The 20841-nt window shown below is 69.3% G+C and carries 21 protein-coding genes; 12 read left to right on the forward strand and 9 right to left on the reverse strand.

What is annotated here, in order from left to right; genetic code table 11:
* Window positions 1–42 precede the first annotated feature (42 nt).
* Window positions 43–1323 (forward strand): O-acetylhomoserine aminocarboxypropyltransferase, encoded by a 1281-nt coding sequence (locus MKK52_RS16125; RefSeq protein ID WP_243955513.1) that lies wholly within the window; start codon window positions 43–45, stop codon window positions 1321–1323.
* A gap of 15 nt (window positions 1324–1338) precedes the next feature.
* On the opposite strand, the gene MKK52_RS16130 is transcribed toward MKK52_RS16125, so the two are convergent.
* Entirely contained in the window at window positions 1339–3123 is a 1785-nt protein-coding gene (locus tag MKK52_RS16130) for an acyl-CoA dehydrogenase C-terminal domain-containing protein (protein ID WP_243955515.1), read from the reverse strand.
* A 378-nt stretch (window positions 3124–3501) separates the two neighbouring features.
* Between MKK52_RS16130 and MKK52_RS16135 the strand changes: the two genes are divergently transcribed.
* Both MKK52_RS16135 and MKK52_RS16140 read left to right on the forward strand, forming a co-directional pair.
* A complete protein-coding gene (locus MKK52_RS16135) occupies window positions 3502–6654 on the forward strand; it encodes a tetratricopeptide repeat protein (protein ID WP_243955517.1) in 3153 nt (1050 codons plus the stop codon).
* A gap of 171 nt (window positions 6655–6825) precedes the next feature.
* Window positions 6826–7263, forward strand: coding sequence for a DUF3429 domain-containing protein (locus tag MKK52_RS16140; RefSeq protein ID WP_243955518.1), 438 nt, complete (start codon window positions 6826–6828; stop codon window positions 7261–7263).
* 4 nt (window positions 7264–7267) lie between these two features.
* On the opposite strand, the gene MKK52_RS16145 is transcribed toward MKK52_RS16140, so the two are convergent.
* Window positions 7268–7498, reverse strand: coding sequence for a hypothetical protein (locus MKK52_RS16145; protein WP_243955519.1), 231 nt, complete (start codon window positions 7496–7498; stop codon window positions 7268–7270).
* 230 nt (window positions 7499–7728) lie between these two features.
* On the reverse strand, window positions 7729–8943 hold the full coding sequence (locus MKK52_RS16150; RefSeq protein WP_243955520.1) for an NADP-dependent isocitrate dehydrogenase: 1215 nt from the start codon (window positions 8941–8943) through the stop codon (window positions 7729–7731).
* A gap of 171 nt (window positions 8944–9114) precedes the next feature.
* On the opposite strand from MKK52_RS16150, the gene MKK52_RS16155 reads away from it, so the two are divergent.
* The gene (locus MKK52_RS16155) at window positions 9115–9876 is read left to right on the forward strand and encodes an RNA methyltransferase (RefSeq protein ID WP_243955521.1); all 762 of its coding nucleotides are present in this window, start codon (window positions 9115–9117) and stop codon (window positions 9874–9876) included.
* Here MKK52_RS16155 and MKK52_RS16160 read toward each other — a convergent pair.
* Window positions 9854–10057, reverse strand: coding sequence for a hypothetical protein (locus MKK52_RS16160; RefSeq protein ID WP_243955523.1), 204 nt, complete (start codon window positions 10055–10057; stop codon window positions 9854–9856). The two genes, MKK52_RS16155 and MKK52_RS16160, sit on opposite strands and share 23 nt — an antisense overlap.
* A gap of 118 nt (window positions 10058–10175) precedes the next feature.
* Between MKK52_RS16160 and ccmA the strand changes: the two genes are divergently transcribed.
* The 4 genes from ccmA (at window position 10176) to dnaA (ending at window position 13925) form a co-directional block, all read left to right on the forward strand.
* The gene (gene ccmA / locus MKK52_RS16165) at window positions 10176–10826 is read left to right on the forward strand and encodes a heme ABC exporter ATP-binding protein CcmA (RefSeq protein ID WP_243955525.1); all 651 of its coding nucleotides are present in this window, start codon (window positions 10176–10178) and stop codon (window positions 10824–10826) included.
* On the forward strand, window positions 10823–11491 hold the full coding sequence (gene ccmB / locus MKK52_RS16170) for a heme exporter protein CcmB (protein WP_243955870.1): 669 nt from the start codon (window positions 10823–10825) through the stop codon (window positions 11489–11491). The genes ccmA and ccmB overlap by 4 nt, the downstream gene beginning before the upstream one ends.
* Window positions 11492–11652: 161 nt before the next feature.
* Entirely contained in the window at window positions 11653–11919 is a 267-nt protein-coding gene (gene rpsT, locus MKK52_RS16175) for a 30S ribosomal protein S20 (RefSeq protein WP_243955527.1), read from the forward strand.
* A gap of 479 nt (window positions 11920–12398) precedes the next feature.
* The gene (gene dnaA, locus MKK52_RS16180) at window positions 12399–13925 is read left to right on the forward strand and encodes a chromosomal replication initiator protein DnaA (RefSeq protein ID WP_243955530.1); all 1527 of its coding nucleotides are present in this window, start codon (window positions 12399–12401) and stop codon (window positions 13923–13925) included.
* Here the strand turns inward: dnaA and ybgC are convergent.
* The 3 genes from ybgC to ruvB form a co-directional block, all read right to left on the reverse strand.
* Complete coding sequence (ybgC, locus tag MKK52_RS16185) at window positions 13916–14326, reverse strand: tol-pal system-associated acyl-CoA thioesterase (protein WP_243955531.1); 411 nt, start codon at window positions 14324–14326, stop codon at window positions 13916–13918. The two genes, dnaA and ybgC, sit on opposite strands and share 10 nt — an antisense overlap.
* A gap of 136 nt (window positions 14327–14462) precedes the next feature.
* Window positions 14463–15182: a DUF4142 domain-containing protein gene (locus MKK52_RS16190; protein WP_243955532.1), complete on the reverse strand. Its 720-nt coding sequence runs from the start codon at window positions 15180–15182 to the stop codon at window positions 14463–14465.
* 341 nt (window positions 15183–15523) lie between these two features.
* Window positions 15524–16582, reverse strand: a complete 1059-nt coding sequence (gene ruvB / locus MKK52_RS16195) for a Holliday junction branch migration DNA helicase RuvB (RefSeq protein ID WP_243955533.1) — start codon at window positions 16580–16582, stop codon at window positions 15524–15526.
* 190 nt (window positions 16583–16772) lie between these two features.
* On the opposite strand from ruvB, the gene MKK52_RS16200 reads away from it, so the two are divergent.
* Window positions 16773–17006 (forward strand): hypothetical protein, encoded by a 234-nt coding sequence (locus MKK52_RS16200; protein WP_243955534.1) that lies wholly within the window; start codon window positions 16773–16775, stop codon window positions 17004–17006.
* A 114-nt stretch (window positions 17007–17120) separates the two neighbouring features.
* Window positions 17121–17504 (forward strand): hypothetical protein, encoded by a 384-nt coding sequence (locus tag MKK52_RS16205; RefSeq protein WP_243955535.1) that lies wholly within the window; start codon window positions 17121–17123, stop codon window positions 17502–17504.
* On the opposite strand, the gene MKK52_RS16210 is transcribed toward MKK52_RS16205, so the two are convergent.
* Window positions 17485–17760, reverse strand: a complete 276-nt coding sequence (locus MKK52_RS16210) for a hypothetical protein (RefSeq protein WP_243955871.1) — start codon at window positions 17758–17760, stop codon at window positions 17485–17487. The genes MKK52_RS16205 and MKK52_RS16210 overlap by 20 nt on opposite strands.
* A gap of 117 nt (window positions 17761–17877) precedes the next feature.
* On the opposite strand from MKK52_RS16210, the gene MKK52_RS16215 reads away from it, so the two are divergent.
* Together MKK52_RS16215 and MKK52_RS16220 are read left to right on the forward strand one after the other, a co-directional pair.
* Window positions 17878–18789 (forward strand): GGDEF domain-containing protein, encoded by a 912-nt coding sequence (locus MKK52_RS16215; protein ID WP_243955536.1) that lies wholly within the window; start codon window positions 17878–17880, stop codon window positions 18787–18789.
* A 193-nt stretch (window positions 18790–18982) separates the two neighbouring features.
* A complete protein-coding gene (locus MKK52_RS16220; RefSeq protein WP_243955540.1) occupies window positions 18983–19660 on the forward strand; it encodes a LuxR C-terminal-related transcriptional regulator in 678 nt (225 codons plus the stop codon).
* Between the two features lie 7 nt (window positions 19661–19667).
* Here MKK52_RS16220 and MKK52_RS16225 read toward each other — a convergent pair whose 3' ends face one another.
* Window positions 19668–20795, reverse strand: a complete 1128-nt coding sequence (locus tag MKK52_RS16225) for a DNA topoisomerase IB (protein ID WP_243955542.1) — start codon at window positions 20793–20795, stop codon at window positions 19668–19670.
* Window positions 20796–20841 lie beyond the last annotated feature (46 nt).

Raw genomic sequence — 20841 nt, forward strand, 5'->3', positions numbered from 1 at the left:
GTACAGGCTGTGGGCGAGAGCCCACGGAGACTTGTGAGCGCGATGACCGACCGGCTGCCCGGCTTCAACACCCTGGCGATCCATGCAGGCGCTGCCCCCGACGCCGCGACGGGTGCCCGCGCCACGCCGATCTACCAGACCACGAGCTTCGTGTTCGACGACGTGGACCATGCCGCGTCGCTGTTCGGCCTCCAGGCCTTCGGCAACATCTACACGCGCATCACCAACCCGACGAACGCGGTGCTCGAAGAGCGGATCGCGGCGCTGGAAGGCGGCACGGCGGCGCTGGCGGTGGCCTCCGGCCACGCGGCCGAGTTCCTGACGATGCACGCGCTGATGCAGCCGGGCGACGAGTTCATTGCGGCCAACAAGCTGTATGGCGGCTCGATCAACCAGTTCAACCATTCCTACCGGAACTTCGGCTGGTCAGTGGTCTGGGCCGATACGGACAACCCAGCCTCGTTCGAGGCGGCGATCACCCCGCGCACCAAGGCGATCTTCTGTGAATCGATCGCCAACCCCGGCGGCGTCATCACCGACATCGCCGCGTTGTCGGTGATCGCCAAGAAGCACAACATCCCGCTCATCGTCGACAACACGATGGCCACCCCGTACCTCATCCGCCCGTTCGAGCACGGTGCGGACATCGTGGTACACTCGGCCACCAAGTTCCTCGGCGGCCACGGCAATTCCATCGGCGGCCTGATCGTGGACGGCGGCACGTTCCAGTGGGCCGGCGATGCCCGCTACCCGATGATGAGCCAGCCCCGGCCGGAATATGCCGGCATGGTGCTCGCCGAGACCTTCGGCAATTTCGGCTTCGCCATCGCCTGCCGCGTGCTCGGCCTGCGCGACCTCGGGCCGTCGCTCTCGCCGTTCAACGCGTTCCTCATTCTCAACGGCATCGAGACCCTGCCGCTGCGGATGCAGCGCCATTCCGACAACGCCCTCGTCGTCGCGAGCTTCCTCGCCAAGCACGAGGCCGTCGACTGGGTGAGCTACCCCGGATTGGAGAGCGACAAGTATTACGCGCTGGCAAAGCGCTACACGCCGAACGGCGCGGGCGCCGTGTTCACCTTCGGCCTGAAGGGCGGCTACGAGGCGGGCGTAAAGCTCGTCTCGAACCTCGAGCTGTTCTCGCACCTCGCCAATATCGGCGACACGCGCTCGCTCATCATCCACCCGGCCTCGACCACCCACCGCCAGCTCACCGACGCGCAGAAGACCGCCGCCGGCGCCGGACCTGAGGTTGTGCGCCTGTCGATCGGCCTGGAAGACCCGGCCGACCTCATCGAGGATCTTGACCGGGCCCTCCGGAGCTAGGGCCGGGGAGGCGCTTTAGAACGCCTCCGCCGCCAGCGCCATCGTCGTGCCGGCGCCGGCCCTGATCCGTGCGAGGCGGAGCGCCGTCTCGGGCAGGCTGCGCTCCATGAAGAACCGGCCGGTGACGAGCTTGCTCTCCCACCGGGCGGTGTCGCCGCCCTCGGCCTTCCGCGCCAGCGCCGCGCGGGCGATGCGGCACCACATGTAGCCGAGAGCCACCAACCCGAGCAGGTGCATGTAATCGGTGGCGCCCGCGCCCGCGTTGTCCGGGTTGCCCATGGCGTTCTGCATCAGCCACATCGTCGCCTGCTGCAGATCGCCGAGCGCCGCCTGGAGCGGCTTGGCGAAGGCGGCCTCGTCCTCGCCGCTCTCCTTCAGGAAGGCTTGGACCTCGCCCAGGAAGGCCATCATCGCCCGGCCGCCGTCCTTGGGCAGCTTGCGGCCGATCAGGTCCATCGCCTGGATGCCGTTGGCGCCCTCGTAGATCATGGCGATGCGGGCATCGCGCACGAATTGCGACATGCCCCATTCCTCGACGTAGCCGTGCCCGCCGAAGACCTGCTGCGCCTCGACGGCGTTGGCGAAGCCGCGATCGGTCAGCACGCCCTTCACCACGGGTGTCATCAAGCCCATCAGGTCGTCGGCCGTCTGCCGCTCCTTGGCGTCCTCCGCTCGGTGGAGCACGTCGCCTTGCAGCGCGGTCCAGAGCACCAGGGCGCGGGCCGCCTCGTTGAAGGCCCGGATCTGCATCAGCGTGCGGCGGATGTCCGGGTGGACGATGATCGGGTCGGCGGCCCTCTCCGGCGCCTTGGCCCCAGTGAGGGCGCGGCCCTGAAGGCGGTCCTTCGCGTAGGCGACGGCGCTCTGATAGGCCGCCTCGGACTGGCCGAGCCCCTGGACGCCCACCGCGAGGCGGGCCTCGTTCATCATCACGAACATGGCGTTGAGGCCGCGGTTCGCCTCGCCGACGAGCCACCCGGTGGCGCCGTCGTAGTTCATCACGCAGGTGCTGTTCCCGTGGATGCCCATCTTGTGCTCGATGGAGCCGCAGGAGACATCGTTGCGCGCGCCCAGCGAGCCGTCCTCGTTCACCAGCACCTTCGGCACGAGGAAGAGCGAGATGCCCTTCGTGCCGGCCGGCGCGCCCTCGATGCGGGCGAGGACGAGATGCACGATGTTCTCCGACAGGTCGTGCTCGCCGGCCGAGATGAAGATCTTGGTGCCGGTGATCGCGTAGGACCCGTCCCCCTGCGGCGCCGCCTTGGTGCGGAGCAGGCCAAGATCCGTGCCGCAATGCGGCTCGGTGAGGTTCATCGTGCCCGTCCAGGCCCCCTCGACCATCTTCGGCAGGTAGCGCGCCTTTTGCTCCTCCGAGCCGTGGACGAGCAGAGCGGCCACCGCGCCCTGGGTGAGCCCGGGATACATGCTGAGCGCGAGGTTGGCGCCGGAGGCGAAATCCTGGATCGCCGTGTTGATAACCTGAGGTAGTCCCTGTCCGCCGAACGCCTCGGGCACCGACAGGCCCATCCAGCCGCCGCCGGCATAGGCGTCGTAGGCCGCCTTGAACCCCGTCGGCGTGGTCACGCGGCCGTCGGGATGGCGGGTGCAGCCCTCCCGGTCTCCGGCCTGGTTCACGGGGGCGAGGATTTCATCCGCGAGCTTGCCGCCTTCGCGCAGCACGGCCTCGACCACATCCGGCGTCGCATCGGCGAAGCCCGCGAGGTTGGAGCGGCCCTGGAGTCCCAGCACATCGTTGAGCAGGAACAGCGTGTCGTCCACCGGAGCGCGGTATTGCGGCATGCGAAGATTTCCCACCTTACGATTCGCGCGGCCATCTGCCGGACCGCCTGCGACAAGTAAATATTAAACGGCCGGAGCCCCCTTCAGCAATGCCCGCGCGAAGCCACGGGACGACGCACGGCCACGATGTCGCAAGGCGTAAGCCATTGACGGAGAAGCCATACCGCCGATTGGACCGGCATTGGCCGCGAGATAGCACGCTATAGTTGCAGTCCGGTGGATCAACAGGTTCGGCGCAATCGTCGCCACAACCTTAACCCGATGTTTACCAACAAATTTAATGGTTACCCCAAGGCGGCCCACAGGTTGCAGCACCGGGGATGACCCGGACTGGAACGGTCGGCCGCCGCGCTGCTCGCCGATGACGACAGGCCGACGATGAACCGCAACGCGATCTCGCATTTCGATAGTTTCGATCCGGAGGTGATCGAAGCCGCCCGCGATGTCGCGAGCCGTGCCGGCGTCCCCCTCGAGGCGTGGATCGCCTCCGTCGTGCCGCAGCATCTCGCCCCGCTCGGCGGCAGCGCCGAGCGACAGGTTTCCCAGGAGGCGACCCGGATGGTGCAGGACCCCGCACACGATTCGGCTGGCATCGCTTCCTCCGAAGGTTTGGCCACCCTCATGACCCGCCTCGATGGTCTGGACCGCTCTATGGAAGCCGAGCGCCGCGCGGCGGCCCAGGCCGAGCAGAAGCGCCTCGAAGAGATCGAGCTGCGCATCGACCGCGCCCTGCAGACGAGCCCGGTGCAGCAGGTGACCGAGCGCCTCGGTGACATCGAGCGCCGGGTCGCCGAACTCGGCGATCAGGTCACCGTCCGTCCGGCCGCCAAACGCGGCAAGTCCACCGCCGCCGAGATGCGCGAGGCCGTCCAGGCCATCCGCCAGCGCCAGCGCGAGCTCTCGGCGCAGGCCGAGCCAGCCGGCACCGTCGCGACGATGCACCGGGATCTGGAGCGCCGTCTCGTCACCGAGACCGAAGCCAAGGTCGCGACGCCGGCCGAGCCGAAGATCGAGGCGCCCATGAAGTCCGCCAGCACCCTGCCGGATTACGTCATGGACGAGCTGCGCCGCGAGGCGGCCCGACTCACCGAGACCATGGCGCCGCTCGCCACGAACGCCGACATCGCTTCCCTGGAAAGCGCCCTCGATTCGCTCGCGGGCAGCATCGGCCGCGCCCGCTCGGATGCCGAGGTGCCCGCGCTCGCCCTGCCGTTGGCGGTGATCCGCACGCGGATCAAGGAACTCGACCATTCCGACGCTGAGGCCGCCCATGCGCAGGTCGCCGCCGGCCTGAAGCGCTTCAAGAACCGCCTCGACGTCGCCATTGCCTTCGAGGAGGCCGATGCCGACCGTTCGGCCCTCGACGCGCTCGCCGCCGAACTCGCCACCATCCGTGCCGCCGCCGACGAACTGGCCGAGCCGACGCGTTTGGGCCGGGTCATCGCCCGCGTCGAGGCGCTGAGCGACGACATCGCCCGCATTCCCCCGGCGCCGGAGCCGACGCCGGAGCCCGTGCCCACAGAGAGCCCCGCCCCGAAGGCGGAGCTGGCCGACGAGATCAGCGCGCTGGCCGAGAGAGTGGACAGCCTGTCGGCCCGCGCCGACGTCGATGCCGGCGCCCGTCCCCGGAAGGCTGCACCCGCCGCCGCTACGGGCGACATGGCCTCGATCCAGGCAATGCTGCACAGCCTCGCGGAGAAGGTGGACCGCGTCGGCGAGCGCAACGGCCCGGACGGGCTCGACGCCCTCGAAAAGCAGGTCCTGACCCTGGTCGACAAGATCGAGGCGCCCTCCGCCCTCGATCCGGCGCTGACCAGCCTCGAGCGCACGATGAACGACCTGATGCACCAGGTCGAGGCGCTGCGGGATGTCTCTCCCAGCGAGGCGGTGATCACCCGCGCCGCGAAGGAAGCCGTCGCCGAGACGCTGCGGGGGGTGAACCCCGCCGCCAACCCGAGCGAGTTCGGTCTGCTCCGGGCGAGCCTCGCGGAGATGCAGGCCCGGCAGATCGCCTCGGATGAGCGCCTGAGCGCGACCCTCGAAGGGGTGCAATCGGCCCTCGACCGGCTCGTCAACCGCCTCGGCTCCGTCGAGACGGCCCCGGCCCAGCGCGCCCCGTCCCTGGACGAGCGCCTAATGACCACGACCACCGTCGAGGCGCCCCGCGCCACGTGGCGGGCGCCGCAGCGCGAGGAGGCCGAGCCGACCCCGGTCCTGAGTGCCGGCGACGCCCTGCTCGAACCCGGCATGCCCCGCCCGAGCCGCGCTCCCGCGATCACGGTCGAGAAGCGCGAGCCGGTGACGAAGGCCCCGTCCATCGACAAGGCCACGTCGGCCAACGGCGACATCAAGACGAGCTTCATCGCCGCCGCCCGCCGCGCGGCCCAGGCCGCCCAGGCGGAGCTGGCCGCCGAGACGCCGGCCGACCGGCCGCTCAGGCAGCGGGCCGTCCCGCAGGCCGCTGCCACGACCGGGCGGATGACCCGCCTGCGCTCTGAGATCGACCAGCACCGCAAGCCGCTCCTCCTGGGGCTGGCGGCCATCGTCCTCACCTTGGGTGCGATCCAGGCGGTCGGCGTGCGCAACGACGACCCGAAGGGCGTGCCGCAGCTTGCCCCCACGCCGGGTGCCACCACGGCCGAGAAGCCCGCCGACACCCAGAAGACCGCCGAGGCGCCGAAGGCCGCCCCCGCCGCGATCCCGCAGGACCCGACCACGACGCAGACCGTCGCGAGCCCCAAGGTGCAGGAGCCCGCCACCCCGGCGAAGCCCGCCGTGCCGCAGGTTCCGAACATGGCCGGTCTCGCCGGAGACCTCGCCAACGTGCCCGCCGGCCTCGCCAAGGTGAAGCAGGCCGCCCTCGCGGGCGACGGCCCGGCGGTGTGGGAACTGGCGATGCGCGAGGCGGACGGGCGCGGCATGCCGCGTGACCTCGCCGCCGCCGCCAAGCTGTTCGAGAAGCTGGCGAATGTCGGCTACGCCCCGGCCCAGTACAAGCTCGGCGCCCATTACGAGAAGGGCTCGGGCGTGACCCGCGACCTCGCCCAGGCGAAGCTCTGGTACGGTCGCGCGGCCGAGCAGGGCCATGCCCGCGCCATGCACAACCTCGGCGTGATCTATGCCGAGAACCCGGCCGCCGGCGGCAAGCCCGATTTCGCCTCGGCCGCCTCCTGGTTCCGCCAGGGTGCCGAGCACGGGGTGCGCGACAGCCAGTACAACATCGCGGTGCTCTACGCCCGTGGCCTCGGCCTGACGCAGGATCTGGTGCAGTCCTTCGTGTGGTTCGGCGCCGCCGCCGCGCAGGGCGACGACGATGCCGGCAAGAAGCGCGATGACGTCGCCACGAAGCTGAGCGAGGGCGACCTTGCCCGGGCCAAGAGCCTCGCCGCCTCGTTCAAGCCGCGCCGGCTCGATCCGGCGGTGAACGAGCCCCCGGCGATCTCCGATGCTGGCCAGGGTCCGGTGAGTCTCCTCGGCGCCCCGATCCCCACCGCCGCCGTCACGCCGCCCAACGCCCGCAAGGCGATCTGAGCCCTCATCCGCCCCGTTCGGGCCTCCGGAACGGGGCGGGGAGGCACAGCGCCGCAACGGCCGTTCTGACCTTGACCGCAGACACGGGATGCGTGACGCCTCCCACGAGAGTGCGGTCGGTCCGGCCCGGTATGGTACGGTCCCATGGCCGGGCATGGAACCGGAGGTTGGATGGCGCGCCTACCCGCAGTGCCGTTGAGCGCCATCGTGCTCGGCGTGGCCGGGCTGATTCCCTTTCTGGGCTTTGCCGCCCTCGCGGTGTCGGGGAGCGACGGCGGGCTGGGCAATATCGGCCTGTCGCCGCGCACGATCCTGTCGGCCTACGGTGCGGTGATCGCCTCGTTCCTCGGGGGCATCCGCTGGGGCGCGGCGGCGGCGCGCGGCGGTCGCAACGGCGACTACTTCATCGCGATCGTCCCCTCCCTGGTCGCCTGGGCCGCCATGGCGGCGCCCGCCCCGTGGGACCTGCGCATCCTCGGCGTGCTCGTCCTGGCCTGGGGCCTCGTGGACCAGGATCTGTCGCGGCGCGGCCTCGCCCCCATCTGGCTCGGGCGCCTGCGCCTCGTCCTGTCCGGCGTCGCCGGGGCGGCGCTGCTCGTCGCGGCGTGAGGGTCTAGCGCCGGTCGCCCGGCTGGGTGAGGGCGCGCAGCAGAGCCACGATCGCCGCCCGCTGGTCCGGCGCCGTCAATCGCCGGAACAGCAGGGCTACCTCGGCCCGTTCGACCGGATCCGGCCCATCGTCGGTGGCGGGGCGCGCAGATCGGAAGGCGGCGGGCGAGACCGACAGCACCGCCGCGATGCGCGTCAGCTGCTCCCGGGTCTCCGGCGGTTCGACCACGGCCATCGCTCAACCCCAGGTCCGACCTGACGCCCACGCGGCGCGGCTCCGATCGACCCGCGCAGCCTAGCGCAGCCCCATGCCGAATGTCACCTGAGGTTGCATACGGATCACTTCGGGGAGGGCGAGATACCGTGCCGCAGGCCGCGGGATGACGCCCGGATACAATCCAGACGCGAAAAGGGCGGCGGATGCCTCGCACCCGCCGCCCCATGCTTTCAGACCGTGCCGCCCACTCAGGCGGACATGGCGGTCTTGAGGTTCTGATCGACCTTGTCGAGGAAGCCGGTGGTGGAGAGCCACTTCTGGTCCGGGCCGACGAGGAGGGCGAGATCCTTGGTCATGTGACCGGCCTCGACGGTGTCGACGCAGACCTTCTCCAGCGTGGCCGAGAACTTCGCCAGCTCGTCGTTGCCGTCGAGCTTGGCGCGGTGGGTCAGGCCACGGGTCCAGGCGAAGATCGAGGCGATGGAGTTGGTCGAGGTCTCGCGGCCCTTCTGGTGCTCGCGGAAGTGGCGGGTGACGGTGCCGTGGGCGGCCTCGGCCTCGACGGTGTTGCCGTCCGGGGTCATCAGCACCGAGGTCATGAGACCCAGCGAACCGAAGCCCTGCGCCGCCGTGTCCGACTGCACGTCGCCATCGTAGTTTTTGCAGGCCCACACGTAGCCGCCCGACCACTTGAGGCACGAGGCCACCATGTCGTCGATGAGGCGGTGCTCGTAGGTGATGCCGAGGGTCTTGAACTGCGCCTCGAACTCCTCCTCGTAGACCTTCTGGAACAGGTCCTTGAACCGGCCGTCATAGGCCTTCAGGATGGTGTTCTTGGTGGAGAGGTACACCGGGTACCGGCGCGCGAGGCCGTAGTTCATCGAGGCGCGGGCGAAGTCGATGATCGACTGGTCGAGGTTGTACATCGACATGGCGACGCCGGCCTCGGGGAACTTGAACACCTCCTTCTCGATGACGGTGCCGTCGTCACCCTCGAACTTGATGGTCAGGCGGCCCTTGCCGGGCACCTTGAAGTCCGTGGCGCGGTACTGGTCGCCGTACGCGTGGCGGCCGATCACGAAGGGCTGCGTCCAGCCGGGGACGAGGCGCGGCACGTTCTTACAGATGATCGGCTCGCGGAAGATCACGCCGCCGAGGATGTTGCGGATCGTGCCGTTCGGCGAGCGCCACATCTCCTTGAGGTTGAATTCCTTCACGCGGGCTTCGTCCGGCGTGATGGTGGCGCACTTCACGCCGACACCGTGGCGCTTGATCGCCTCGGCGGCATCGACCGTCACCTTGTCACCGGTCGCGTCGCGGTGCTCGACGCCGAGGTCGTAATATTCGAGATCCACGTCGAGGTGAGGGTGGATCAGCTTGTTCTTGATCTCGGCCCAGATGATCCGGGTCATCTCGTCGCCGTCGAGTTCGACGACCGGGTTCGCTACCTTGATCTTCGCCATGGGCCGGGTGCCTTTTCGTCCGCTGTCCTCGGGGCGCACGGCATGCAAGGGCCGTGCGGACGCGCCCGGCGACATAGCAAGGGGCTCCTCCGAGCGGAAGGCTCGGGCTGTCAACCGGCCGGTGTCGTAACCCCCCCTCGACGGACTGCCGGCCCCGTGCCAGAGGGCGGCATGACCCGCGACGACGCCGAAAAGGACCTCGAACTCCCGCCGGGCACGGCGCCGGCCGTGATCCTCGTGGAGCCGCAGCTCGCCGAGAACATCGGCATGACGGCCCGCGCCATGGCGAATTTCGGCCTCTCCGAACTGCGCCTCGTCAACCCGAAGAACGGCTGGCCGAAGAAGGGCGTGCGCGAGGCGGCCTCCGGCGCGACCCACGTCCTCGACCGGGCGACGATCTTCGCCACCGTCGAGGAGGCCGTGGCGGACCTGAACTACGTGCTGGCCACCACCGCCCGCGAGCGCGGGCAGATGAAGCGCGTCTTCTCGCCGGAAGAGGGCATGGCCGAAGTCGCCGGCCGCGCCGGGCAGCGTTGCGGCATCCTGTTCGGGCGGGAGCGGGTCGGACTCTCGAACGACGAGGTGTCGCTGGCGGACGCCATCGTCACCTTCCCGGTCTCGCCGGATTTCCCCTCGCTCAACCTCGCCCAGGCCGTGCTGCTCGTCGGCTACGAGTGGCGCCGGGCGAGCGGCCGGGCGGTGCTCCCCTTCGCCGGGGAGATGCACTCGCCTCCCGCCTCGCGCGAGGCCCTCGTCGCGCTGTTCGCCAAGCTGGAGGTGGCCCTCGACGCGGTGGGGTTCTATCCGCCGGAGAAACGCGGCGGCATCGTGCGCAACATGCGCGACAGGCTGCACCGCATGGCCATGACGGAGCAGGACATCCGCACCTTCCAGGGCGCGCTGCGCTCGCTCACCCGTTCGCGGAAGAGCTGATTCCGCCGAGGTCCGGCGGCTTGCCGCCGCCGAAGCAGCGGCCGACCGCCTCCCAGAACGCGGCCTGCTCCTCGTCGGTGCAGCGCCCGACGCGGGCCGCGACCATGGCGAGGCCCGCCTTGGCGTCCTCGCTGTCGGCGACTTCGGACTCGGTCGGCGCGGTGACTCGCTCTTCTGTCATGGCGTTCCTCCGTGCGGGGACAACGCCCCAAAGCGTGGGCGCTGTTCCGTCCGCCGCCGCAATCGGGCATGGAGGCGCGGCCGGCCGCCTCAATCCGCCGGACGATCTTGAGGACCCCGTGCGGCTCGACGTCGACAATCTCGCCTGCCGCCGCTCCGGCCGCCGGATCTTCGCCGGCCTGACCTTCTCGCTGGGGGAGGGCGGGGCGCTCGCCGTCACCGGCCGCAACGGCGCGGGCAAGTCGAGCCTGTTGGCGATCCTGTCCGGCCGGTTGCGTCCCGATGCGGGGACCATCGCGGTCTCCGGCGTCGGCGAGGCGACCCTGCCGGAATGCCTGCACGTGGTCGGCCACCGGGACGGGCTGAAATCCGCCCTCACGGCCGGAGAGAACCTGACCTTTGCCCGCGATCTCCTGGGCGCGCCGCGCCTGATGCCGGCGGAGGCGCTGGACCGGCTCGGCCTCGGCCACGCCCTCGACCTGCCCGTCGCCTACCTCTCGGCGGGGCAGCGGCGCCGGGTTGCGCTGGCACGGCTTCTCGTCTGTGCCCGCCCGCTCTGGCTGCTCGACGAGCCCACCGCCGCCCTCGACGTCGCCTCGCAGGAGGTCCTGGCCGCGCTGATGGCTGAGCACCGGGCGGGGGGCGGCCTCGTCATCGCCGCGACCCACCAAGCGCTGGGCCTGCACGACGCGATGGAACTGCGCATCGACCGCGCCGCGCTGGAGCAGGCCGCGCCCGCTGCCGGGGCGGATGCGGAGGAATGGCTATGATCCGCGCTGGCCTCGCCCTTCTCGCCCGCGATCTGCGGCTCGCCGCCCGCGTCGGCGGATCGGGGACGCTCTCCCTCGTCTTCTTCCTGATGATCGTGGCGCTGGTGCCCTTCGCGCTGGGCCCAGACCTGAATCTGCTCTCGCGGATCGGGCCGGCGATCCTTTGGCTCTCGGCGGTGCTCGCGACGCTGATCGGCCTCGACCGGCTGTTCCAGGCCGACGAGGAGGACGGCTCCCTCGACCTGATGACCGGCGCCCCCGTGCCCCTGGAGGGAATCGTTCTCGCCAAGGTGCTGGCCCACTGGCTCACCACGGGCCTGCCCCTGGCGCTGGCGAGCCCACTCTTCGGCCTTCTCGTCGCCCTCGACGGCACCGCTATGGCGTCCACCGCCCTGACCCTGGCGCTCGGCACCCCGGCCCTCAGCTTCATCGGCGCGGTGGGGGCGGCGCTCACGGCCTCGATCCGCCGGGGCGGGCTGATTCTGGCGGTGCTGGTGCTGCCGCTGATGATTCCGACGCTGATCTTCGGAGTCTCGGCCGCCCAGGCGGCAACGGGCGGGACGGTGCCGTTCCTCGTGCCGCTGGCGGTGCTGACCGGGCTGACCCTCATCGCCGCCGTGGTGGGCACGGTCGCGGCGGCGGCGGCGCTGAGATGGCCGGAGTGAATTGACGGAGAGCCCCCCGCTGACTATAGGAGGCGCTTCGTTGAGAGGCCGCGCTTTTCGCGTGCGCTGCGTCTCGGCCATCGCCTGACAACTGATGCGTTGACCGATCCCCGGCCGTGCCGGCCCGTCGGCATCGCCCGACGAGAAACACGAGGACTTACATGGCCAATACCGCTTCGGCCAGGAAAATGACCCGCAAGATCGCCAAGCGCACGGCGATCAACAAATCCCGTCGCTCCCGCATGCGTACCTTCGTGCGCAAGGTCGAGGAGGCGATCGCCGCCGGCAACCAGCAGGACGCGCTATCCGCCCTGCAGAGCGCCGAGCCGGAGATCATGCGCGCGGCCCAGAGGGGCATCGTTCACAAGAACAACGCCTCCCGAAAGGTCTCGCGCCTCGCGGCGCGGGTGAAGGCCCTGGCGGCCTGATCGCCACGACCCCATCGACCTGACGGTTTCGAAAAAGCCCGGCCATCGCGCCGGGCTTTTTCTTTGCGCGTCCGCCACCTCGGCCACGGCCTCAGGAAGCGTTAACCCTGCGCCAAAGTTTGCTGCATTGCGGAGTCCACCGGCCCCGTGTAGCTTAACAGAACGTCACCACGCTCAAGCAAAACACGCTGGATCTGGGGATTCCGGCGAATCCCGTGTCGCGGCAAGACTCTAGCTCTTCGCCCAAGCCCGGTTCGGAACACTTGCCGTTGGGAATCTCCGCCATCCCCATAAGTCCCACTGTTAAGGGAACCGCAGGTCTTTGTTGATAGCCTCTTCCAATCGGCAAAAGTTCCTCGTGTCTGGGTTGACTCGACATATGGAATCAGTCTCGCGCCGTAGTTGCGAGACGCGGACAGCGTGAATCGTGCGTACACGTTGCGGATGATCTTCGTCGGCAACGTGGGGGAGAGCCAGTGATGCGTGTCGACGGAACAGTGGCGAACGGCGACGAGGAAGGGCGCACCCAGGACGGTGGCGCTCAGGAGACCGCTACCCTGGATTACGGCGCGGCCTGGTCTCGCGTGAAGCGTCGGCTGCGCGCCGAGCTGGGCGAGGACGTGTTCGCCAGCTGGTTCGCCCGCCTGGAACTCGAAGGCGTCGCGGGGGGCGCAGGTCGCCTGACGGTGCCGACGCGCTTCCTGAAGAGCTGGATCGAATCCCACTACATCGACCGCGTGCTGGCGACCTTCCGCGCCGAGGCGCCGGATGTGGACCGCGTCGAGATCGGCGTGCGCGGCACGGCGGCCCCCGTCCGCCCCGTCGCGGCTGCCATGAGCACCGCCAAGCCGGCCGCGACCAGCGGCCCGCTCGCCCGCCTTCATGCCACCCCGACCGCCGTGGCCCCGGTCGCACCGTCGCCGGAGCCGCGTACCGCCTCCGCCGGAGCGGATGCGAACACCGATTTCGCCGGCACGCCCCTCGATGCCCGCCTGACCTTCGCGAGCTTCGTCGTCGGGCGTTCGAACGCCCTGGCCCATGCCGCCGCCGAGCGCATCGCCCGGCACCAGGGGGAGGGCGCCCTCTATAACCCGCTGTACCTCCATGCTGGCGTCGGCCTCGGCAAGACGCACTTGCTGCACGGTATCGGCCATGCCGCCCGCGAGGGTGGGCGCCGGGTGATCTACCTGACGGCCGACCGGTTCATGTACGGCTTCGTCAATGCCCTGAAGACGCAATCCGCGCTCGCCTACAAGGAGCGCCTGCGCGGCATCGACCTGCTCATCCTCGATGACGTGCAGTTCATCCAGGGCAAGTCGATCCAGGCCGAGTTCGGCCACACGATCAACGCCCTCATCGATGCCGGCCGTCAGGTCGTGGTGGCCTCGGACCGTCCGCCGACGGAGCTGGAAGCCCTGGAGGAGCGGGTGCGCTCCCGCCTCGCGGGCGGACTCGTGGTGGAGATTGGGTCTCTCGACGAGCAACTGCGCGTCTCGATCCTGTCGGCGCGCCTCGCCGCCGTGCGGAACTCGCATCCGGGCTTCGATGTGACGCCGCAGGTGGTGAACTACGTCGCCCGGGCGATCACGGCCAACGGCCGCGACCTCGAAGGCGCCGTGAACCGGCTCTTGGCCCACGCGACGCTGAGCGGCACCGCCGTCACCGTCGAGACCGCCGAGACCGCGATCCGCGACCTCGTGAAGAACCGCGAGCCGAAGCGGATCAAGATCGAGGACATCCAGAAGCTGGTGGCGAGCCGCTACAACGTCTCGCGCTCGGACATCCTGTCGGAGCGGCGGACGGCGGCGGTGGTGAAGCCACGCCAGATCGCCATGTACCTCTCGAAGGTGCTCACCCTGCGCTCCCTGCCGGAGATCGGCCGCCGCTTCGGCGGACGCGATCACACCACGGTGCTGCACGCCGTGCGCAAGATCGAGAAGCAGATCGGCGAGGACACGGTGCTTGGCGATGAGGTCGAGCTTCTGAAGCGGATGCTTCAGGACTGAGGCGGGCTGAGCAGGTCGCGCAGGCTGTCCGGCAGGCGGACGGCCCGGCCGTCCCGCACGCAGGCCACGGTCACCTCGGCGGCGACGAGGATCTCCTCGCCGCGCCGCACGTCTTGGGACAGGGTCATCGAGGCGCCGCGCAACTCGCGCGTCGTCGTGCGGACGACGAGTTGGTCGTCCATGTAGGCTGGTTTCAGGAAATCGATCTTCATGCGGCGGACGACGAAGACGAGGCCCTTCGCCTCCCGGTGCAGGTCGGATTGATCGCCCGCGAGGCCACGCAGAAGCTCCGTCCGGCCGCGCTCCATGAAGCGCAGGTAGCTCGCATGGTAGACGAAGCCGGAGAAATCCGTGTCTTCGTAATAGACGCGCACCGGCAGCGCGTGTCCCGCCTCGTCCATCGCAGTCTCTGGTCCGCATGATCGTGCCGTCGGCACGGGGCGGGTCTCTATAGCGTGTTCGCGCCCATCTGAATGCGGCGAAGGCCGCCCCCGGCTGGGGACGGCCTCCACGCGCGAACCTGAGCGGGTTCTGGACTTAGCCGCCGTAGCGCATGGCGAGCGTCGAGGACTCGGCGTGCTCCTGGGCGATGTAGGGCAGCGCCTCATTGGCGAACTGCCGGCCCTGGGCGTTCTCGCCGCCCTTGGCGTAGGTGTCGTAGAGCTCCAGCGTCCGGGCGTCGGAGCGGGCCTGCTGGTCGATGTAGGTCCGGTCGAAGGCACGGCCGTTCGGAGCCTGCTGCAGCTGCGACAGGCGGGCCTGACCACGCTCGCCGAGGGCGACGCGACGGCCCGGCTCGGTCGGGCTGTTGTCCACGAGGCCGACGGCGCCGAGGGTGCCGCCCACGATCGAGGTGCCGAGGTTGGCGGCGATCGTCACCGGGGCGAGGAGGATGCCGGCCGGGTTCGACAGGTCGGTGCGGATGCCCTGGTTGTCGGACACGACCGTGCCACCACGGCTCAGCGAGGTGCCGGCGGGCAGCAGCGCATCGGTGGTGGCCTTACGCTCGACGAGAACGCGGTTCGCGTAGGAACGGACGCGCGGATTGCGCGAACGCTCGAGGGCCATGCGGCTCGCCTCGATGCTGGCGGCGTCCGAACGCAGCGCCTCGGCGCGGAATTCCGGGGTCGAGGTGGTGGCCGGGGCGGTCTCGGTCAGGTTCGGGAAGATGCGGACCGGGAGGGCGTCCTGGGCGAGGGCCGGCGTGGCGATGGCGGCGACCGAGAAGCCGAGGGCGGCGAGCGTGGTGTTCTTCATGGGTGGGGAGAATCCTCTCAGAAGGGCGGGTTGAGCGGCGCTGGGCGGCGGAGCCCGGCTGCTTGGCATGACATCCCGCATTCGGGATCAGTCGGGCGCTCAACCGGAGCCACACGCCGGTGTTCCATCAATGTTGCATCGCGATCGCGTGATATTCGACGCAGGCGGCAAGCACGGGATTACGCAGACGTAGCCGTTAGACTGAAAGAATTTGAAGGCGTTACAGCGCCTTGGACGCAAAATAGGCTACGTAGCGCAAGCAACGGCCAAGCTTGTCTTGCGTGTCGCGTTATGTCGCACAGGAAAGCCTGACCGGAGCGAGATGCATGACGCGCAAGGCGTCAGGCGTCTTCTCCGTTCTGGAACAAGCCGAACTGGTTGGCCGGGTCGCGCTTCGGCTCCGCGAAGCCGAGATGGCGGAAGGCGTGCCGCGTCAGGACACGCCCTCGCGGCGTGCGCTGCACGAAGCCCTTCTGGATCAGGAAGGGCTCCACGATGTCCTCGATGGCGTCCCGTGGCTCCGAGAGAGCGGCGCTGATCGTCTCGATCCCCACCGGCCCCCCGCCGAAGGAGGTGGCGATCAGGGTCAGGTACTTCCGGTCCATCACGTCGAGGCCGGCGCCGTCGACGTCGAGGAGTTGCAGCGCCCGGTCGGCGATGGTCCGCGTCACCATCTCGGCGTCGGCCACGATGGCGAAGTCCCGCACCCGTCGCAGCAGGCGTCCAGCGATGCGCGGCGTGCCGCGCGCGCGCTTGGCGATCTCGTTGGCGCCCTCCGGCGACATGCCGAGCCCGAGCACCCGCGCGCCCCGGCTGACGATCATTTCAAGCTCGTCGATCTCGTAGAATTCCAGCCGGATCGGGATGCCGAACCGGTCGCGCAGCGGCGTGGTGAGCAGGCCGGCGCGGGTCGTCGCCCCCACGAGGGTGAATTTCGGCAGCTCGATCTTCACCGAGCGCGCGGCCGGGCCTTCGCCGATGATGAGGTCGAGCTGGTAATCCTCCATCGCGGGATAGAGGATTTCTTCCACAGCCGGGTTCAGGCGGTGGATCTCGTCGATGAAGAGCACGTCGCGCTCTTCGAGGTTGGTCAGCTGCGCGGCGAGGTCGCCGGCCTTGGCGATGACCGGCCCGGAGGTCGAGCGGAAGTTCACCCCGAGTTCGCGGGCCACGATCTGCGCCAGCGTGGTCTTGCCCAGCCCCGGCGGTCCGACGAACAGCACGTGGTCGAGGGCCTGGCCCGTCTTGCGCGCGGCCTCGATGAAGATCTGCATGTTCGCCCGCGCCGCCCGCTGCCCGATGAACTCGGACAGGTTCAGCGGACGGATGGACTGATCCGCATCCTCTCCGCGCTTTTCGGCCGAGAGGAGGGGATTCGTCGGGGGTTTGGGCTTGGTCATGAACCTTTCGGCGCCTGCGCGTCCGGGACCGCCCCTCCTACCGTGTGGAGTGGGGGAAGTCTAAGCGAGAGGGCACGTCGCCTCTGGCGCGAATCGTCGTGAAGCTGCAACCTTGGCAATGCAACCAAATCGGGCCGGTGGACGCTTTACGGATGCCCCCGTCGGATCTCTGCACCAGTCCAGGACCATCATGTTGCGATCGCTTTGCCTCGGCGCCGTTTGCGTCGGCCTTGGGTTGGCCTCCGCGCAGGCCCGTTCGACCTGCCCCTCGGTCACGGAGCAGCCCGCCGCCCAGGCGGAGGCGACCGTCCGCCCGGTCTCGGCGATGGTGACGGAGAGCCAGCCCATCTGCACGCACACCCGCCGCCGCCTCTGGCTCGAAAGCGAGGGCTGGGTCGTCCGCAAGATCGCGACCTGCCGTTAGGCGGGGTTAACGGGCGGTTACGCAGTCCGCGCGGCTGGCGGGGCCGCTGCGCCCGGAACGACATCGGTGGTGACCCGTTCCCGGTTCGAGACCGGCCGACACCGGAGCCCGTTCATGCGTTCGCGTACACTGACCCTCTTCGCCGTCCTGGCGACCCTGCCCGTCGCGCTGCCCGCCGCAGCGGAGGGCTATCGCTCCTACGGCTATTACGGCACCGGCATCCCGCGCGTGGCCTATGACCGGGGCTTCGCCGAGCCCTTCGTAGCCGGCGAATATATCGGGGCGCCCTTCACCCACGTGCCGAGCCCGAACCGGATCGTCCCCACGCCGTGGAGCTACGGAACCTACGGCGTGCCGACCGTTTCGGGCATCGCAGCCCCGCCGACCGGGGCGCCGACCCTGACGGTCATCCACGCCCCCGGCGCCCGGAAGTCGGCGCGCCGCGAGGATGATGCCGGAGACCTGCGGGTGGTGAACGTCAACGTTCCCCGTCGCTGACCGACTCGTACCAGCCGGCATAGGGCGTGTTGCGCGCCATGTGTCGGTTGAGGTCGGGCGATCCGTCCTCCCACCAGACCGGACCGCGCTCGCCGAGGGCGACCTTCGCCACATCGACCGCTGCGCGCGCCGCCTTCATGGCCGCCGCATCGCCGCTGCGCTTGGCCTGGGCGACCGCCCGCCGTGCATCCATAAGCTGCGACACGAGCGCTTTACGCTGATCTTCCGGCAGCGACGGATCAGCGCACCGCCACAGCCTTCCGCGGACGACGAAGTAGCGGCCATCGGGCGTGACGGTCGGCGGGGCCTTTGCCGTTCGCGCAGGCTTAAGCTTTTTCGTTTCACGGTGCCCGGAAGGTGAACCGGGACTGCCATGCAGATCGTCGTCGTCGATTCGAGCCAGGTCGTCCTGCGGGTGATCGGCTCGTTGCTCGAAGCGCGCGGGCATACCGTTCACGAGTTCACCGAATCCGATGCGGCGCTGGCTTTCCTCACGGACGTGCCGGAGGTGCGGGTGCTCATCACCAGCCTGGAGGTCCGGCCCATGAACGGGCTCGAACTCTGCTGGGCGGTGCGGCTTCTTGCCGAGGACAGGCGGCCCCTGCACATCATCACGATGTCCTCCGCGAACAGCGTCCACAACCTCGCCGAGGCGCTGGATAGCGGCGCCGACGACTTCATCGAGAAGCCCCCGCGCGCCGAGGAGTTGCATGCGCGCCTGCGCGCCGCCGAGCGCATGGCCAAGCTTCAGGAAGAGCTGATCCGCCTCGCGGAGACGGATGGGCTCACGGGCCTGCTCAACCGGCGCACCTTCCGCGAGCGCATCGACAACAGCATCGCGCGGGGCATCACCGGGCGGCCGCCCTCGCTGATCGTGGTCGATATCGACCATTTCAAGCGCATCAACGACGTGCACGGTCACGATGTCGGCGACGAGGCGATCCGCGCCGTAGCAGGCCTCCTCAACGAGACCGGCACCGTCGGCCGCCTCGGCGGCGAGGAATTCGGCATCTTCCTGCCCGAGCGCGACCTCGACTCGGCGCTGTTCCACGCCGAAGGCCTGCGGGTGCGCGTCCGTGCGCTGCGCATCGCCTGCGGCGACGGGACGATCGGCCTGACCTGCAGCTTCGGCGTCTCGACCTGGGCCGAGACCGACACGGTGCCGGCGCTGATCAAGCGGGCGGACGTCGCGCTCTACGAAGCCAAGGCCGCCGGCCGGAATCGCGTGATGACCGAGACGCGCCGGAGTGGCTTCGTTGCGATGACCCGTCCGAACGTCTCGTAACGGCGCGCCAAGATAATTACAATTTTACGCAATCTCGTTTTCGAACATCGCGCCATGCCAGTTCGCGGAAAACTGCCCCTGGATGTGCGCAGTAATCCTTAATTTCGCTGGTTTGGGGGTGGAACGGATCTTGGAGCTACTTCGGATGACTTGGCCGGAATGTCCCGGTCAGGGAATACGGGGTGCGATAACCATGACCACGCCGATTGGCGTCCTCATCTTGGATGAACCCGAGGATCTGAGCACCACGGTGCGCGCCAGCCTCGAACACATGCCGGAATTCTCGACCATCGGGGAGGAAGACCTCTCCCATGACGGTGGGCCGGCCGTCGCCCTCGTGTTCCTCGACGAGGCCCGCCTTGCGGACGGCGTCGCGCGCATCAGCGGCCTCAAGGAGCGCCAGCCGAGCCTGCGCGTGCTCGTGTCGTTCAAGGCGCTCACCGCCGACGACCTGCGGGCCGTGCTCGCGGTCGGCGCGGATGCCTTCGTGGCGCGCTCGAAGTCGCCCCGCGATCTCGGCGCCGCCATCGTCGCCTTGGCGGAAGGCGCCGATTGCCTCGTGCGGATGGAGCCGGTGCCGGCGGCCGAGGTGATGGACGGACAGGGCCTGACGCCCCGCGAGGCGGAAGTGCTGCGTTTCCTCAGCGCCGGCTTCAGCAACAAGGAAGTCGCCCGGCGCCTCGCCCTCAGCGTGCGCACGGTGGAGACGCACCGCCTCAACCTCCGGCGCAAGACGCAGACCGGCCGGCTGAAGGATCTCGTCTCCCTCGCGCGCCAGCTCGGCCTGTCGCCCGTGGTCGACGCGGAGCCCGTCCGCCGGAACGGCGAGCCGCGCCAGGGCTCGCAGGAGGATCACTCCTCCCGCCACTGATACGCGTTCAGGCGGCCTTGGCCGCCGAACGCCGTCTCTGCTTGGTCTTGAGTTCCTTGCGGACACGGGCAAGACGCGACTGCAGCAGGCCGAGCACGGCCGCTTCTTCCGCGCGGAGCTTGCCGGGATCCTCGGTGAGTTCGGACTGGACCGCGCCGCTCATCTGATCGAGCAGCGCCCCTTCGAGGTAGCAATCCAGCACCTCGGGATGAATGTAGCACTTCCGGCAAATGGTCGGGGTGTTGCCGAGGCGCTGGGCGACATCCTCGATGGCCTGGCGCACGTTGCGCTTGGCGCCGGTCTCGCTGTCGAACGCTTCGAAGGCGCGCAGCGCGAGGGCGGCCAGCACCGTGCCGGCCCAGGTGCGGAAGTCCTTGGCGGTGTAATCCTCCCCGGTGATCTCCCGGAGGTAGGCATTCACATCGGACGAGGTGACGTCGCGCTGGACGCCGTCCTCATCGATGTACTGGAACAACTCCTGGCCGGGCAGGTCTTGGCAGGCCTTCACGATGCGCGCGACGCGCTTGTCCTTGAGCGAGACGTTCCATTCCTTGCCGCTCTTGCCCTTGAAGCGGAAGCTGAGTTCCGCGCCCACGACCTTCACGTGCGGGTCGCGCAGCGTCGTCAGGCCATAGCTGCGGTTGGTGCGCGCGTAGTCGTCGTTGCCGACGCGGATGAGCGTCGTCTCCAACAGGTGGACGACGGTGGCGAGCACCTTCTCGCGCGGCAGGCCCCGGCGCCTCATGTCGGCGTCGATCCGCTCGCGGACTTTCGGCAGGGCGTCGGCGAAGCTCATGATGCGCGAGAATTTGTCGGCCTCGCGCGCCTGCCGGAAATCCGGGTGGTAGCGGTACTGCTTGCGGCCCTTGGCATCGCGGCCCGTCGCCTGGATATGGCCGTTCCGGCGCGGGCAGATCCACACGTCGACATAGGCCGGCGGGATGGCGAGCTTCTTGATGCGCTCCAGCGTCGCCCCGTCGCGCACGGGCGATCCCTTGGGGTCGCGGTAGCTGAAACCCTTGCCGCTGCGGCGGCGGGTGAGGCCGGGGCGGCTGTCGTCCATGTAGACGAGCCCGGCTTCCTCGGCGGCGTGTTTCAGGTCGCCGCCGCGCTCGGCCAATTCCACCGCGGCCATGGTGAAAACCCTCCCATACCGGTCTGCGCGCGCCGGCTTCCGACAA

This window comes from Methylobacterium sp. J-067, assembly GCF_022829465.1.
GTDB lineage: Bacteria > Pseudomonadota > Alphaproteobacteria > Rhizobiales > Beijerinckiaceae > Methylobacterium > Methylobacterium litchii.